General features: G+C 62.1%; 5 protein-coding genes and 1 pseudogene. 4 read left to right on the forward strand and 2 right to left on the reverse strand.

What is annotated here, in order from left to right; genetic code table 11:
• Positions 1-216: 216 nt before the first annotated feature.
• Positions 217-10,770 (forward strand): T1SS-143 repeat domain-containing protein, encoded by a 10,554-nt coding sequence (locus tag ACVTFQ_RS03395; RefSeq protein WP_470423669.1) that lies wholly within the window; start codon positions 217-219, stop codon positions 10,768-10,770.
• Here the strand turns inward: ACVTFQ_RS03395 and ACVTFQ_RS03400 are convergent.
• Positions 10,767-11,141, reverse strand: coding sequence for a hypothetical protein (locus ACVTFQ_RS03400; protein WP_162718193.1), 375 nt, complete (start codon positions 11,139-11,141; stop codon positions 10,767-10,769). The genes ACVTFQ_RS03395 and ACVTFQ_RS03400 overlap by 4 nt on opposite strands.
• A gap of 117 nt (positions 11,142-11,258) precedes the next feature.
• Complete coding sequence (locus ACVTFQ_RS03405; protein WP_470423670.1) at positions 11,259-11,882, reverse strand: GGDEF domain-containing protein; 624 nt, start codon at positions 11,880-11,882, stop codon at positions 11,259-11,261.
• Positions 11,883-12,336: 454 nt separating this feature from the next.
• Between ACVTFQ_RS03405 and ACVTFQ_RS03410 the strand changes: the two genes are divergently transcribed.
• From ACVTFQ_RS03410 to ACVTFQ_RS03420, 3 genes and pseudogenes are all read left to right on the forward strand, one after another.
• Positions 12,337-13,698, forward strand: a complete 1,362-nt coding sequence (locus ACVTFQ_RS03410; protein WP_047508392.1) for a TolC family outer membrane protein — start codon at positions 12,337-12,339, stop codon at positions 13,696-13,698.
• Between the two features lie 20 nt (positions 13,699-13,718).
• Positions 13,719-16,130, forward strand: a pseudogene (locus ACVTFQ_RS03415) (type I secretion system permease/ATPase).
• Positions 16,127-17,416 (forward strand): HlyD family type I secretion periplasmic adaptor subunit, encoded by a 1,290-nt coding sequence (locus tag ACVTFQ_RS03420; protein WP_111564418.1) that lies wholly within the window; start codon positions 16,127-16,129, stop codon positions 17,414-17,416. Before ACVTFQ_RS03415 ends, ACVTFQ_RS03420 begins: the two are co-directional and overlap by 4 nt.

The following is a 17,416-nucleotide window of genomic DNA, read 5'->3' on the forward strand; positions in this document are numbered from 1 at the left end:
AATCGGCCCCGGAAACGGGGCCGTTCTGCTGTGGCGAAATAGCCTCTATCGTTCTATTTTTATTAGAATTTTACCGATTAAGCGGTTTTGCGGTTAACCGTTCTTAAACATTTCTGGGTGGATGCATAACCGGCTATATCGGCGCCTATAGGGCAGTATTGCTTTTGTATCTTCGGCGGAATTATTTGGCCTCAGTTTCTCATTGGGGTATTTTGTATGTCTATCGAAGATTCTCGCATCTCTGCCGTTGAAAATGAAAACGCATCGCATGACTTGATCTCCGATATTCATCAGGACGCTCGCCTGCAGACTTCCGCCCTAGGTGGCGTCGAGGTCGCACAGGCCGGAACCACTCAGCCGAGCGACCAGCAGGGCGCCCAGTCGACTGAAACGACCGGCCGCTTGCCCGCAGCCCAGGAGGCCGCAGCCGCAGCACCCGCTGGCCAGGTTGTCCCGGATCAGAACAACATCGCCCATCTGCCGGCAGGCACCGCGATCGACGATATCCACGTGCGCGGCAACGACCTCGTCCTCGTCCAGGCCAATGGCACTGAAATCGTCATCGTCAACGGCGCGCTCCACGTTCCGACCTTCCTGCTCGGCGAAGTCGAGCTGCCCCAGCAGGCCGTGATCGCCGCTCTCGAACAGAGCAACATCAACGTCGCCGCCGGCCCCGACGGCTCCTATTCCGCCAGCTCCTCCCCCTCGAGCTCCGGCGCCAACTTCCAGGACTCGATCCAGGGCAACGGCGGCGACCCGACGCAGCTCGCTTCGCTGCTGGCCGATACGCAGCAGGCTGACTCGACGCCCGAGCGCACCCCTGATCTCAACAACGACACCCCGACGGCGCTTGCCAATGCCGTGGTCCTGCTCGACGACAGCTCGCTGCCTGGTGGCAACGGCGAAGCCACGCTCCTCAACACCACCGGCACGCTCGGCTTCCTCTCCGGCAACGACGGTATCGGCTCCGTGCTCCTGACCGGCGCCGGCCTCGCCACGTCGCCTGCAGGCGAAGGCTCCTTCTTCCAGGCCGTCGGCGCCGATGGCCGCAGCATCGTGATCTCGCAGGTCCAGCACGGCACCAACATCACGGTTCTGACTGTCACGCTGAGCGACACCACCTCCGGCATCTACACGATCGTTCAGAACGCCGCGATCCAGCACGCCGCTGGCCAGGGCGAAAACACCCAGGCCTTCACCATCGGCTACCAGGTTCGTGACCAGGACGGCGACATCGCCAACGGCACGCTGACGCTGAACGTCAAGGATGACGTCATCGCCTGGAGCCCGTCGGAAGACAGCAACACGACTGTCGACGAGCATAATCTCGGCAACGGCGGTGAGATGCCGGTTCTGCTGCGCGAGGCCGTCTCCTCGTCATCCACGACCGCTTCCGGCGACCTTCACATCTCCTGGGGCGCCGACAACTACGACGTCGAAGGCGCCAATGACGGCGTCGGCCGCTCGCTCGTCTTCGCCTCGGCTGCGGGCGATACCTCCGCGCAGGTCGCCGCCATGTCGGCGGTCGATGCCAATGGCGAGACAGTTGCCCTCACATCGAACAGCATTGCACTGACCTACACTCTTTCGGAGAACGGCACGACGCTTGTCGCCACCGCAGAAGGACAGCCGATCTTCACCGTCACGTTGAACGACGACGGCAGCGGTACCTACGAATTCACGCTCACCGGTCCGTTGGACAACAAGTTCAAGGGCACCGATGCGCTGACACTGACCTTCCACGCCGTCGCTACGGATTCGGATGGCGATGCGGTCCCCGTCTATTTCTCCGTTGCGGTCGCCGACGACATTCCCGTGAACCCAAGTGATGCCACGCTGTCCGTCGACGAGCACAACCTTGCGTCCGGTGCGATCGAGGCGACGGGCCATGTGTCGGCGCTCGCGCCTGGCGCCGATGGCTACCAGGGTGGCTCGCTGGCCACGGCGATCCACTTCACGACGGTTCCTTCCGACCTGAAGACGACGGCGGGCGTTGCGATCGACGTGACGCAGTCGGGCAACGTGCTGACCGGCACGGTCCACGGTACGAACACGGTGGCCTTCACGCTGACGGTCAATGCCGACGGCACTTACAAGTATGTGCAGAACGTCGCGCTGTCGCATCCGACGCAGGGCACCGACGTCAAGGAGATCGGCTTCGGCTTCACCATCACCGACGGTGACGGCGACGTGTCGGCGCCGGCGACAATCACGGTCAAGGTGACCGACGACGTGGCGGCATCGAACCAGATTGCCGATGCGACTGCAAACCATGTCGGCGAGATGGCGCTGACGACGAAGACGCCTGTCGACAACACGATCACCGGCAGCCTGATCAACGGCAAGGCAGGTGACGGCGAGATCAACTTCGGCGCCGACGGCTACAAGGCCGGCTCGCTCGCCTTCGACGGCACCGCCGGCCAGCCTGCGGTGACCTCGCATGGCGAGACGGTTCGCTACGTCCTCTCCGGCAACACGCTTTACGGCTATGTCAGCCCGATCGCGCTTTCGGCCAATGTCGTGGCCGGGCTTTCGAGCGTGCAGGTGTTCAAGGTGGTCCTGGATCCGGCGACGGCATCCTACAGCTTCACGCTTCTGAAGCCGCTCGACCACGTCAAGGGCGACGACCTGTCGCTTGGCTTCAAGCTGACGGCGCAGGATGGTGATACGGATGCGGTGAAGTTCACGCTGAACCTGCATGTCGATGACGCCAATCCTGTCGGCGCGCAGGTCAACGACGTCAACACGACGATCGACGAGCATGCGATCCTGACGGGCAATCCGCTGGACGAAGTGCGCATCGGCTCTGTGGTCGAAGGCTTCCTGTCGAACGGCGCGGTCGACTTCGGACCCGACGGCTACAAGGCGGGCTCGCTGAGCTTCGGCGCGCTGAACGGCCAGCCGCAGTTTACGTCCGGAGGCGCAGAGGTTCACTACGCCGTCGTCGGCAACACGCTTTACGGCTATGTGGGTGCAGCCCCGCAGGCCGGCCATGTTCCCTCGCAGGGTTCGCAGGTCTTCACCCTGTCGCTTGCGCCTGCGCTCGGCGGCTACGCCTTCGAACTGAAGGGCGCGATCGATCACCTGGGCGGCGATGCCGTCGCCAAGGAACTGAGCTTTGCGCTGACAGGCAAGGATTACGACGGCGACACCGTCAACATCGAACTGCAATTCCATATCAAGGACGACGTTCCGACCACGCCGAAGAACGCGACGCTTTCCGTCGACGAGCACAATCTTGCGTCCGGTGCGATTGAGGCGACGGGCCATGTGTCGGCGCTTGCGCCTGGTGCCGATGGCTACCAGGGCGGTTCGCTGGCAACGGCGATCCACTTCACGCCGGTTTCCTCCGAATTGAAGACGACGGCGGGCGTTGCGATCGACGTGACGCAGTCGGGCAATGTGCTGACCGGCACGGTCCACGGTACGAACACGGTGGCCTTCACGCTGACGGTCAATGCCGACGGCACCTACAAGTATGTGCAGAACGTCGCGCTGTCGCACTCGACACAGGGCGCCGACGTCAAGGAGATCGGCTTCGGCTTCACCATCACCGACGGTGACGGCGACGTCTCGGCGCCGGCGACGATCACGGTCAAGGTGACCGACGACGTGGCGGCACCGAACCAGATTGCCGACGCCAGCGCAAACCATGTCGGCGAGATGGCGCTGACGACGAAGACGCCTGTCGACAACACGATCACCGGCAGCCTGATCAACGGCAAGGCAGGTGACGGCGAGATCAACTTCGGCGCCGACGGCTACAAGACCGGCTCGCTCGCCTTCGACGGCACCGCCGGCCAGCCTGCGGTGACCTCGCATGGCGAGACGGTTCGCTACGTCCTCTCCGGCAACACGCTTTACGGCTATGTCAGCCCGATCGCGCTTTCGGCCAATGTCGTGGCCGGGCTTTCGAGCGTGCAGGTGTTCAAGGTGGTCCTGGATCCGGCGACGGCATCCTACAGCTTCACGCTTCTGAAGCCGCTCGACCACGTCAAGGGCGACGACCTGTCGCTTGGCTTCAAGCTGACGGCGCAGGATGGTGATACGGATGCGGTGAAGTTCACGCTGAACCTGCATGTCGATGACGCCAATCCTGTCGGCGCGCAGGTCAACGACGTCAACACGACGATCGACGAGCATGCGATCCTGACGGGCAATCCGCTGGACGAAGTGCGCATCGGCTCTGTGGTCGAAGGCTTCCTGTCGAACGGCGCGGTCGACTTCGGACCCGACGGCTACAAGGCGGGCTCGCTGAGCTTCGGCGCGCTGAACGGCCAGCCGCAGTTTACGTCCGGAGGCGCAGAGGTTCACTACGCCGTCGTCGGCAACACGCTTTACGGCTATGTGGGTGCAGCCCCGCAGGCCGGCCATGTTCCCTCGCAGGGTTCGCAGGTCTTCACCCTGTCGCTTGCGCCTGCGCTCGGCGGCTACGCCTTCGAACTGAAGGGCGCGATCGACCATCTGGGCGGCGACGCCGTCGCCAAGGAACTGAGCTTCGCGCTCACAGGCAAGGATTATGATGGCGACACCGTCAACATCAATCTGCAGTTCCATATCAAGGATGATGTGCCCACGATCGGCACGCCGACGCTCGGTCATGCCGAGGAAGTCGGCTCCTCGCAGATCCTCGCCAACGGCACCTTCGAGCAAGATAGGCTGGCAGCCGGCCTGCCCGGTGTGCAACCGGACACCAGGGGCAACTACAGCTACAACGCCCCGACCGGCTGGACCATCACCGGCGGTATTGGCGGCCTGTTCGCGCCGGCGGCATCGATCGTGTCGGCCGAGGGGCATGACGGCGGCAACGTCGTCTGGCTGCACAGTGGCGCGACGCTGGCCAGGGACACCGGCACGACGCTGGTCGCCGGCCAGGTCTACTCGCTGCATTTCGACGTCGGCAACCGCACCGACCAGGACTTCGGCGGCGGTGTTGCCAAGCTGATCGCCACCAACGGAAACCAGACGGTCGTGCTCTCGCAGATCACCCTGACGGAGCCGGCCGACGGCAAGTGGGGTTCGGTCGACCTGAACTCGCCTGTTATCGGCAGCGACTATGCCGGCTGGCATCTGAGCGTCGAAATCACCCAGACGAGCGGCACTGGCAACCAGATCCTCATCGACGACGTCGAGCTGCGCCAGTTCACGCCGTCGGTCGCGACCGGCTCGCTCGGCATCAGCTGGGGTGCTGACAACAATGTCGACCTGCGCGGCGTTACTTTCGACACCCAACAGCCGACAGGCCTGACCTCGAACGGCGATGCGATCCACTACACGCTGTCTGCAAACAACACCCTGCTGACGGCGATCTCCGCCGACGGCCGCACCATTTTCACGGTCGAGCTGTCGAAGACGACGGGTCAGTACAAGCTGACGCTTATCGATACGCTCGACCATCCGTCGGTGCCCCAGGGCGGCCTGCAGTTCGCCTTCACCGCGACCGATGCCGATGGCGATCCGGCCCACAGCCATTTCACGGTCACCGTCGCCGACGACAAGCCCGTCCTCACCAACGCGGATGGCATTTCACAGGCGCTGCTCTCTGAAAGCGGCATCGTGGCGGTCGGTACCCAGCCCGCTGGCACCGACGCCGGCCATGGCAACGTCACATCCGGCAATCTGGCGGTCAACTTTGGCGCCGACGGCTTCGGCTCCACGGCCTTCTCGGGCGGCTTCACCGTGAACGGCGGCGCTAGCCGCTCGCTGGTCGCCGGCGCCCCGGGCGTCGACAGCGGCCTGACCTCCGACAAGCGAGCGATCTTCTTCAGCCTGTCTTCCGACGCGCACACGATCGAAGGCCGCACCGAGAGCGGCGAAGTCATCCTGCGCGCCGTGCTCGATCAGGGCGACGCCGGCTGGAAGGTGACGCTGCTCGGCAATATCGACCATCAGCCGGGCAATACCGGCCTTGGTGCCGATCAGTCGCTGAGCTTCGGCGTTATCGCCAAGGACGGCGACGGCGACAGCGTCAACCTGACGCTTTCGACCACGATCCATGACGACAAGCCGGTGATTAACGGCGAAACGGGCACGGAAACCCCGGTCTTCACCGCATCAGCCAGTGAAGACAGCAGCGCAATCACCTTCAACCTGCACGAGGACAACAAGGTCTCGTTCGGCGCCGATGGTCCGGGCGCCGTGGACTTCGACTTCGATCACGCGACGATCACGACGCCAGCCGGCATGACCGTTACGCTTGATCAGCTCGTCTACAGCTACGACCAGACTAGCGGCGTCCTCAAGATCGAGCCGGGAAGCGCCTTCAACGCGCTGGGCAAGGGCGATGTCGCGACGCTGACGGTTCCCTTCACGGTCACCGACGCCGACGGCGACAGCAAGTCCGCCGTCTACCAGGTCACCATCCACGGCGCCAACGACAACCCGATCGCCAATGACGACGTCTTCTCCAGCGTGCCGAATGGCTGGACGCTCGATGCCGCCAGCGGTCACGCCTACACTTTCAAGCCCACCGACAATTCCGAGACCTGGGACAAGGCACGGGTGGATGCGGCCCAGCTGCTGGCCGACAACAAGAGCTATCTGGCGACCATCACCTCGGCGCATGAGCAGAATGTCGTTCTTGGTGTCGTCAATCACGATGGCGGCAAGGCCGAAATTATCGCCTATCTCGGCGGCACGGACGAAGGCCACGAGGGCCATTGGGTCTGGGCAACCGGCCCCGAGGCCGGCCAGCCCTTCGTTTATACGAACTGGGATGCAAACGAGCCGAACAACAGCAACGGCAACGAAAACATCCTGTGGCTCTACGGCCAGTTCCGCGACGGCGTGTGGAATGACGCGCCGAGCGGTGGCCTGGCCTTCGGTGGCTATCAGTTCGGCTTCGTCGCCGAAGCGGGCGAGCCCGGCTCCTATTACGCCGCGATCAACGAGGATCACACCTACAAGATCGATGCCAGCCTGCTGCTCGCCAACGACAAGACCGTCGACATCGGTGAAAAGCTGAGCGTTATCGGCTTCGATCAGGCTGGCGCGAAGGCTGCAATCTCCGCGATGGGTGCCGCGATCTCCTTCGACGGCACGTCCTTCAGCTACGACGCCAGCGCTTCTGCGCAGTTGCAGCATCTTGCCGAAGGCGAGAAGACGACGGATACCTTCACCTACACGATCAGCGACGGCCAGGGCGGCTTCAGCACCGCAACGGTGACCGTCACGGTCGAGGGTCGCAACGACAAGCCAATATTCGAGATCGCCGACAACGTCTCAGCCGCTGTCATCGAGGACACCAAGCCGACTGAAACGGGGACGATCAACTTCATCGACGTCGACCTGACCGACACCCACACGGTAAGTGTGACCTCCCCTCAGGGGGCGCTTGGCTCCCTCGTGCTCGGCGCTGTCAACGAGTCCTCTCTTACGGCGGGCGGCAGCGTGGAGTGGACCTATAAGCTGAACGAGGCGGCGCAGGCGCTAAAAGCGGGCGAAATCCGCACCGAAACCTACACCGTCTCGATCAGTGACGGCCACGGCGGCGTCATCAGCAAGGACGTGACGGTCACCATCACCGGCACGAACGACGCGCCGACGGCGATCGCGCTCTCTGCCAACACCATCAACGAAAACAAGTTTGGCGCGACGATCGGCCACCTGACGACGACGGACAAGGATGTCGGCGACACCCACACTTACACCGTCTCCGACGACCGCTTCGAGGTGGTCAACGGCGATCTAAAGCTGAAGCAAGGCGTATCGCTGGACTACGAGACAGCCCACACCGTCACCGTCAGCGTTACGTCGACGGACAGCGGCAACCTCACGACCAGCCAGGACTTCACGATCCAGGTCGGTGACGTCAACGAGGCGCCGACCGGGGTTACCTTCGGCAGTGTCGTCAACTCGATTGACGAGAACATCAACGTCGGCACAGGCATCAAGGTTGCAGTCCTTGGCGCGACCGATGATGCGCTCGGCCAGAACAGCTTTTCGCTGACGGGCGCGGATGCCAGCTCCTTCCAAATCCGCAACGGCAACGAACTATACTACGTGGGCTCGTCTCCTGATTTCGAAACGAAGTCGTCCTATTCAGTCAATGTGAATGTCAATGATCCGAACGTCGGCGGCGATGTCGACGCGTCGAAACAGTTCACTCTGAATGTAAACGATCTCCCGGAGGCGCCGCTTGCGGCACTTCAGGCAGGACCGCAATATGCGTTCACGGACGGTCGTTCGGGCCAGTACCCGGCGGGTGAGCCGACAAGCATCCGGCTTGATCTGGCGTCGTTGTTCAGCGGCGCGACCGCGGCAACGACCTATAGCTATGAGGTTGTACGCCAGGGCAACGGCACAACAAACAACGGTTGGGACAACTGGCTGACCCGCACAGGCAACGTCCTGTCAGGCGATCCCGACACCAACCGCGACGGTCTTTACATCCTGAAGGTTACGGCGACCAATGCCGGGGTCTCGACATCGACCTATGTCGCGATCACTGCGATCGAGGATGGCGGGACGAAGTACAGCGATGATACGCTTTGGGACGGAGATGGCGATCTATACACGGGAGTAAACAATCTATCAGCGGGCGGGGGCGATGATGTCATCATCGGCTTGAAGTCCAGCGCCAACACGCTGATCGGCGGTAGCGGATCGGACCAAATCTACGGCGGTGACAAGGACGATACGATCGTCGGGGGTAGCGTCGGCGTCTTTAACGAGGTCTATCTGGATGCGTCCAAAGACTCTAACTTCATCTCCGCCGGCGCCGGCAACGACACGATCTACAGCGGCGGCCGCGACTACATATTTGCGGGCAGCGGTGATGACCGGATCTACGGTTTCGATACGGACAAGATCATCGACGGCGGAACCGGCACCAATACGCTGATGGTCGCAGGTGGGTTCGACAGCTCAAGCGATGGCCAGATCGTCAACATCCAGAATGTCATCATGACAACGTCCGGTACATTGGATCTGTCGAAGCAGACCGAAGGGTTCACGGTTACTGGCTCAAGCGGCAATGACATGATCATCGGCGGCAGTGGGGCCGATTCACTGTTTGGCGGCGCTGGCAACGACGCGATCTACGGCGCGCAGAACGACGTTGTTCTGAACGGCGGCGCGGGTAACGACACACTTTACGTTGCCGGTGGCTTTATCAGCACCAGCGATGCGCAGATCGACCAGATCGAAAGCGTCGTCATGACGTCCAGCGGCAAACTCGACCTGTCGAACCAGACCGAACGCCTTACCATCACCGGCACAAGCGGGAACGACGTTATAACGGCAAGTTCCGGCGGCGGCACCGTAAATGTCGGAACCGGTAACGACGTTGTCGTTATCGATGCGCGCGGTTCCTCCAACGACTCCTGGACCGTCAACTTGAGTTCCAACGGTGCCGACACGATCGTGTTCAAACACAATGGGGTCGCGTCGAGTGAAAACACTGTGGCGGACGTCTATGGGTTCGGTTCGGGCGACAAGATCGCCGTCGTGCTCGGTACGACAGACATCGCTGGCAGCAGCAACCCGGCTGCGACATACCAGACGATTCAATCGACCTCTTCAGGCGGTACTACGGTATCGAGTGGTATCAAGGTCATAGAGCTACAGAATTCGTCGTTCGTTGCTTCATCGCTGACGACCGACACGAACAGCGGTTCAGTTGCAAGTCGGATTGCTGACGCAATCGGCAATATCAAGGCCGGTTACTACACGATCGTGGTTTATTCTTCGACGAACACCTCGACCGCCGATGCCGGCATCTACACGCTCCACGTTACCGGCGATGCCAATAATCTGACTTCCAGTCAGTTCACGCTTGAGCACATTATGACGTTGCATAATGTTGGTTACGGCAGCCTAACTTCGAGCAACTTCGCGCCTGCCCCCAACGCCATCGACCCCATCATCCTCGACCTCGACCACAACGGCATCGCGCTCACCAGCCTCGAGCATGGTGTCTCCTTCGACATCAATGCCGATGGCCACCAGGACAAGATCGCCTGGACGGCGGGCACGGATGGCATCCTGGCCTATGATGTGGATGGCAACGGCAAGATCGACAATGGCAGCGAGATCTTCTCGCCGCACTTTGCCGGCGGCAATTATGTCGATGGTCTTCAGGCGCTGGCGACGCTCGACAGCAATCATGATGGCAAGATCGATGCCAGTGACGAGGCCTTCTCGAAGCTCACGATCTGGCAGGACCTGAACCACAATGGCATCAGCGATGCCGGCGAGCTTTCGAGCCTTGCCGATCATCAGATCGCCAGCCTGTCGCTCGACGCACACGCGTCGGATAGCGCGATCAACGGTCAGGCGATCCTAGCGGATGGCAGCTACACGCTGACGGATGGCTCCACCGGCCACTTCGTCGAGGTCGCCTTCGATGCCACGCTTGGCAGCGCGGACGACAACCATGCCTACTCGCTGGTCGGCAGCGATGGCAACGACACGCTCTCGGGCGCCGGCGGCATGTATACGCTGACGGGTGGGGCAGGGGCCGATACTTTCGTGCTCGATGCCGACGCGCTTTCGGATGTGAAGATCGCTGACGTGATCACCGACTACAAGGCCCGCGAGGGCGACACGCTCGACGTGTCGAAGCTCCTCGACAGCCTGCTCGGCCACCAGGCCACCGAAGCCGAGGCGCTCTCGAGCGTCAAGACGACGGTCCAGGGTGCCGACACGGTGGTCAGCGTCAACGCCAATGGCGGCTGGCACGATGTGGCGGTTCTCCAGAACACCACGGAAGCGGTCAAGATCCTGTTCGACGACAAGCACGACACCACCACCGCGCCGCATGTCGGCTAAGGGGTGACGGACAGGCGGAACACTCCGCCTGACATGACAAGGGAAAAGGCGCGCGAGCGCCTTTTTCGCGTTTTGAGGGGCGTGCGCGGGGTGAGGGACGGACGGCTCCCCATCGGCGTGCGGTCGAGATGCGGAGTATGGTCGGGCAGTCGGCCGTTACGGCCAGCCTGATTGCGTGGTCGGTGGATGGCGAATGAAACCACGTGGACTGTTTCGCTTCGGATGGCCAGAAGCGTTGCAATACAAATGGCTGGTGAGGCGCGGCGGATATTGATGGTTGCTGCAGGTTTTCGCCGTTGCGGCAAGCTGCGGCGATTGCGATACGCCTCCAGCCTGCGTTCGCCGGTATCGACGCCAGCGTCCGCCGCCATGCCTCCGCCTGGCCGAAACCCCGATCCATCCGCCAATCGCCCAAACGAAAAGAGGCGCCTGCTGGCGCCTCAAGATCACGTCGCGATTGCTGCCTTGTCCGCGTCAGTCCGCAGCCCTCAGGCCGCCGGCAGTCTCGAGATCGGCACGGTGTCGTCCGCTTCGCCGCCACGGTCCATGGCCATTTCGTCGGCCAGCTGGCGGATGTGGTTGAAGTCGGTCGGGCCGTCGAAAACGGCGCCGCCGAGGCGGATGTCGAGTGACAACGGTGCATCGCCGGCGGTGAAGGCCGCCTGTTCGCAGCGGCGGCGGATGCGCATGCCGACATCCTGGGCGTTCTCGATCGTGGCGCCGGGCAGGAACACGCCGAGCTCGTTGGTCGCGAGACGCGCGACGAGGTCGCCCGAACGCACCGAGGACTGGGTGATCGCGGCAAGCGACTGCATCACGGTATCGGCCCATTGCGGCCCATAGCGGCGGCTGATGGCGTCGAGCGTGTCGATCACGACGGCGATCATCACGCCGCCCGCGTCAGTAGAGATTCGCTTGCGGCGGTCGATATAGTGTTCGACGGCGGCCGCGAAGGCTGTTCCGTTGAGAGTCTTGGTAACGCTGTCGTGCCGCTGAGAATAGTTAACGGCTTCCTGCAGTTTTCTGAGCTCGTTATTCTTGATCTGCAGCATCATGAGCAGCGGAAATGCAACAAAAAGCGAAATAGCGGTGGCTCCGACGAATCCAACCAAAAATGGTCGCTCCGGCATCAGAAGGTTTAAGATAAGTAAAAAACCGACCGAGAAGGCCGCGAAGCAGATCGAAACGATCGATGCGATGCGGAGTGCGGAAAGGTTTGTTGCGGATTGGTAACGCTGACGGAATTTCATCGCGGGGCAGGTCCCTGTGGAAGTAACGGCAGATAAACACGGACGGGAAAAGTTGGCGTTAAAAAACCCTGTAAAATTCTAGCTTTAGCGCTTGATACTAGGGAATTAACCGTCTCCGCAGGAAAGACCTGTACCGGAATTGGAATGTGGAAAAATAGGTGTTACTTGTTTGCCGAATGAAAGCGTTCGGTATACGGGTTCACTCGGTGAATTTAGATGTTGAGGGGCATCCGTCTTGTTTAAAACCAAAAGCATTATTGCAGCATTGTCTGCCACTGTTGCTCTGAATTTCTCGTTTTTCGTCGACGCCAATGCGATGTCTTTGCAGCAAGCCATCGAAACGACGATGAAAACCAATCCGCAGATACTTCAGGCTGCAAAAGACAAAGAAGCAATCGAGTTTGAGCTTCGTCAGGCGCGCGGGTTATACTTGCCGTCGGTTGATCTGGAGAGCGGCATCGGCCGCCGCCGGTTGTCGAATTCGACCACGGGCACGCTGAGCTCCGACCATGATTACCTGTCGCCCGGCGATGTCGGCGTGACGGTCACGCAGACGCTGTTTGATGGCGGCGCGCGCAAGTCGCAGGTCGATCAGCAGGCCTCGCGCGTCGATGGCGCCTCCTTTCGGGTCCTCGAGCGCTCCGAAGCGCTGGCGCTCGAAGTAACCCAGGATTACCTGGAATATATGCTGCAAAACCAGATCGTTGCCGCCGCGAAGGAAAACGTCTCCTTCCACACGGCGATGGTCGGCGATATCAATGAAAGCATCAAGGGCGGCGCGCTGACCGATGCCGACCGTCTTCAGGGCAGCGAACGTCTGCAGGCCGCCAAGGCCCGCATGCGCGAAGCGCTCGAAGAGCTGGAAGCAACGAAGATCCGCTTCATGAAGGCCGTCGGCCAGCCGATCGTCAATGCCCAGACCCCGCCGTCGGTCGCCAAGTATATCCCGAAGACGCTCGACGATGCACTGTTCGTCGCCAACAAGAACAGCCCGCGCATCTTCTCCGCCAACGCCGATGTTGACGCGGCCGATGCAGGTGTTCGTGGCGCGCGCGCCAATTACCTGCCGAAGGTCAATCTCGAGGGTACGGCCCGCGTTGGTAACGACATCGACGGCGACGAAGGCAATACCAACGATTACCAGGTGCGCGTCGTCGCCCGCTGGAACCTTTATCGCGGCGGCATCGATGTCGCCCGTGAGCAGGAGCAGATCCGCCGCGCCGGCGAAGAGCGCTATGCGCTTGCCCAGGTCCAGCGCGAGGTGAAGGAATCGGTCAGCTCCGCCTGGAACGAACGCGTCAGCCGCGGCGAGCTGTCGGGCATTCTTGCCAAGCAGTCGTCGATCAACAACCAGCTGGTCGGTTCCTACCGCGAGCAGTTCAAGGTCGGCCAGCGCTCGCTGCTCGACGTGCTCGATGCGCAGAACACCCGCTTCAACACCAAGGTGCTGGCTGATACGGCCCGCGTTGCCTCGCTGTTTGCGGAATACAAGATCCTCGCCGCATCCGGCAATCTGCTTCAGACCATGAAGCTGAAGCCGCTGGATCAGGCCAAGCCTTACGCACGAGAAGAGTTCGCTGTTCCAGCGGCCGCTCAGAATCCCGGATATGCCGAAGTCGACTCTCATCAGAAGGCTGGCATGCCTATGGACCTGCTGGCGCCGATCCGGCAGCAGTAGTAGTCAGGTGACCATAGAACATGCGGAACGTTGCATCTGAGACGAACGGCAGCATGCCGCTTCAAACATTCAAGGCCGCGTTCAAGTCCGTGGCAGCGTTCTATGGTCGACCAAGCTCCGATACGGTGCTCTTCTCCGGCCTTCCGGATGAGATCACCGAATCGCTTGAGGGCGATGATGTCGAGCAGATGGCCGAGCGCATCGGCCTTCAGGTCATCAAGCATCCGGAGCGCGATTGCCGGCTGGGCAATTTCGATTGTCCCGCCATCGTTGCCTTTGCCGATGGCGGCGTGCTCCCGCTGCTGGAGATGGCCGAAGACGGCTCCTACATCACCGACATCGTCCCGGTCGCCGGCGTTTCCTCGCGCCTGTCGCGCGAGGACCTGATCGCGCTGAAGCCTGAGACGGCTTTCGCCTTCACGCTCTATTATCAGAACGCTTCGGAAGAGGCGCTGGTCGGCAATGCCGTCGAGATCGAAAAGCGCCATTGGCTGGCAACGACGCTGGCGCCTTACTGGCGCACCTATGTCCGCGTCATGGTGGCCGCACTCTTCATCAATCTGATCGCGCTCGGCTCGCCGCTGTTTACGATGAACGTCTATGACCGCGTTCTGCCCAACAAGGCGATCCCGACGCTCTGGGTTCTCGCCGCCGGCATCACGCTTGCCTATCTCTTTGATTTCCTGCTGAAGACCGCGCGCTCCTCGCTGATCGATTATGCCGGTCGCAAGGCCGATCTGCGCCTGTCGCAGATGCTGTTCGACAAGGTGTTGAACTCGACGCTGGCCTCGCGCCCGATGTCGACAGGCGAATATGCCAACCGCGTCACGCAATATGAGTTCGTCCGTGAATTCTTCACCTCGAACACGATCGGCGTCATCATCGACAGCCTCTTCGTCTTCATCTTCCTTGCCGTCATCTATCTCATCTCCGGCTGGCTGGTCGTCATCCCCGCCGTCGCCTTCGTGCTCTCGGTCGTGATCGGTCTCTACGCCCAGGCCGCGATCGGCAAGCGCATGGCGACCGCCGCCAACGAAGCCTCGCGCCGTCAGTCGCTCTTGGTCGAAACCATCTCGACGATCGAGACGCTGAAGAGCCTGCGCGCCGAAGCCACCATGCTGCGCCGCTGGCAGGAACTGACGAAATATTCCAGCCGCACCAGCGAAGAGATCAAGCACGTCTCCACCAACGCCATCAACATGACCATGTTCGTGCAGCAGATGGTGAGCGTCCTGATCGTCATCGCCGGCACCTATGAGTTCTCCGAAGGCCGCATCGCCATGGGCGCGATCGTCGCGACCGTCATGCTGGCCAGCCGCGCCGGTGCGCCGCTCGGCCAGATCGCCATGACGCTGGCACGCTTCCGCCAGGCCACCATGTCGCTGCGCATCCTCGACAAGATCATGTAACAGCCCGACGACCGCCCCTCGACGGTCGGTTTCGTCAATCGCGAGATCACCCGCGGCGCCTTTTCTTTCCAGGATGTCTCGTTCCAGTATCCGGGTTCGGATTATCCCGTCATCAACAAGCTGTCTTTCAACGTCAATCCCGGCGAGCGCATCGGCATCATCGGCCGCATCGGCTCCGGCAAGACGACGCTGGGACGTCTGCTGGATGGCCTGTTCGCGCCGTCAGGCGGCCGCGTGTTGATCGATGGTGTGGATATCCGCCAGTATCACATGGCCGAAGTGCGCGCCAACGTCGCCGTCGCCGGCCAGTCCTCCGATCTGTTCTCGGGAACGGTGAAGGAAAACCTTCTGCTCGGCCGCGCCGACGCCACCGATGAGGACCTGCTCGAAGTCGCCCGCATGACTGGCGTCGACGAGTTCGTCGGTACCCATCCGCGCGGCTTCGACATGCCTGTTGGAGAGCGCGGCAGCAATCTGTCGAGCGGCCAGAAGCAGGCGCTCACCATCGCCCGTCTGCTCCTCACACGCCCCAAGGTCGTCTTCCTCGACGAGCCCTCGGGCGCCATGGATCTCGCGACCGAACGCAACCTGATCGCCCGCCTCTCCAAGGCCTTCGACCGCAAGACGACGCTGATCATCGCCACCCATCGCTACAGCATGCTGGATCTCGTCGACCGCCTGATCGTCATCGACAAGGGCCGCATCATTGCCGATGGTCCGAAGCAGGCCGTCATCGAAGCCATGCAGCGCAAGCCCGGCGCGCCGGCTCCGGCCGTGGCCCCGCAGGCTGTGCCGGTCGCAAGGCAGGCTCCGGTCACGCCGGTCGCCATGTCCGTCGCCCCGGTCACCTCAGTCGCGCCGGCCCCCGCAGGCTCCGCCGCCATGCCGGTCGCGCAGGTGGCAACCGCTGCTCCCGCCCACGCCCATCCGATCCCGGTAGCCTCGGTTGCATCCGGCGCGCCTGTCGGCCCGGCGGCTGCCGCGAACGTGACGCCGATCGTTCCGGGGGTTAAGCTGTCATGAAGAACAAGCACGACAACCCGCCCTTTCTCGCCCGCGCCATTCTCGGCCTCGTGGCGCTCGTCATCGCCAGCTTCGTCGCCTGGGCGGCGATCGCCAAGATCAACGAGATCGCCCGCGGCGAAGGCAAGGTCATTCCCGTCTCGAAGACGCAGATCATCCAATCGTCGGAACCCGGCGTCGTCCAGCAGATCGCCGTCGTTCTCGGCCAGGTCGTGCGCAAGGGCCAGCTCCTGGTCCAGCTCGACAACACCACCACCACCTCTACGCTCGGTGAATCGGTCGCCAAGGCCCGCGCGCTCGGCGCCAAGGTGGCGCGCCTGAAGCTAGAGGAAGAGGGCAAGTACGACGAGCCCTATAATTGCCCTGAGGATATTCTGGCCGTCGCCAAGGAAGTCTGCGCCAACGAAGCCCAGCTCTTCGCCGCCGATCGCGCCAGCTATACCAACAAGCTCGGCGTGCTGAAAGAGCGCGTCCGCCAGCGCGAAAACGAACTCAGCGAGGCGCACGCCAATATCGACCGCCTGACGCAGAATATCGACGGCGCCCAGCGCCAGTATGACCTGATCAGCCCGCTCGCCAAGAAGAAGCTGGTCGCCGAAACCGAAGTGCTGAAGACCGAGCGCGATCTCACCGATCAGCAGGGCCAGCTCAAGGTCTACCAGGAAAGCCTCGATCGCCTTCAGGCCGCCGTGCAGGAAGCAAAACTGCAGCTCGGCGATCTCGCGCTCGAACTGCGCCAGCAGGCGCTGACGGACAAGGCGCAGGCGCTGGCCGAGCTCTCGGTCGTCGACGAAACCGTGCGTGGCGCATCCGATCGCGTCAAGCGCACCGATATCCGCTCGCCTGTTGATGGCATCGTCAACACGCTCGAGGTCAACACGATCGGCGCCTATGTCGATCCCGGCCGCGTCATCGCCGGCATCGTTCCGACGGCCGATACGCTGCTCGTCGAAGCCAAGATCTCGCCGCGCGACGTCGCCTTCATCCGCCGTGGCCAGCCGGCCATCGTCAAGATCACGGCTTACGACTTCTCGATCTTCGGGGGCCTCGAAGGCATCGTCGAAAACATCTCGGCCGACAGTCTGGTGGAGAAGGAAAAGGGCGAGACCTACTATCTCGTGCAGGTTAAGACCGACAAGTCGGAGCTCGCGCGCGACGGCAAGACCTATCCGATCATCCCGGGCATGGTCGCCTCGGTCGAGATCATGACCGGCAGCAAGACCGTGCTCAGCTATCTCATGAAGCCGATCAACAAGGCGCGCACCGAAGCGCTGACGGAGCGCTGA

Source organism: Rhizobium sp. O111, assembly GCF_055616315.1.

What these genes read in the sequence shown, in the direction of transcription:
- ACVTFQ_RS03395 (WP_470423669.1), top strand. Translation starts at nt 217, where the DNA reads ATGTCTATCGAAGATTCTCGCATCTCTGCCGTTGAAAATGAAAACGCA.
- ACVTFQ_RS03400 (WP_162718193.1), bottom strand. Translation starts at nt 11,141, where the DNA reads ATGGCGGCGGACGCTGGCGTCGATACCGGCGAACGCAGGCTGGAGGCG.
- ACVTFQ_RS03410 (WP_047508392.1), top strand. Translation starts at nt 12,337, where the DNA reads ATGTCTTTGCAGCAAGCCATCGAAACGACGATGAAAACCAATCCGCAG.
- ACVTFQ_RS03420 (WP_111564418.1), top strand. Translation starts at nt 16,127, where the DNA reads ATGAAGAACAAGCACGACAACCCGCCCTTTCTCGCCCGCGCCATTCTC.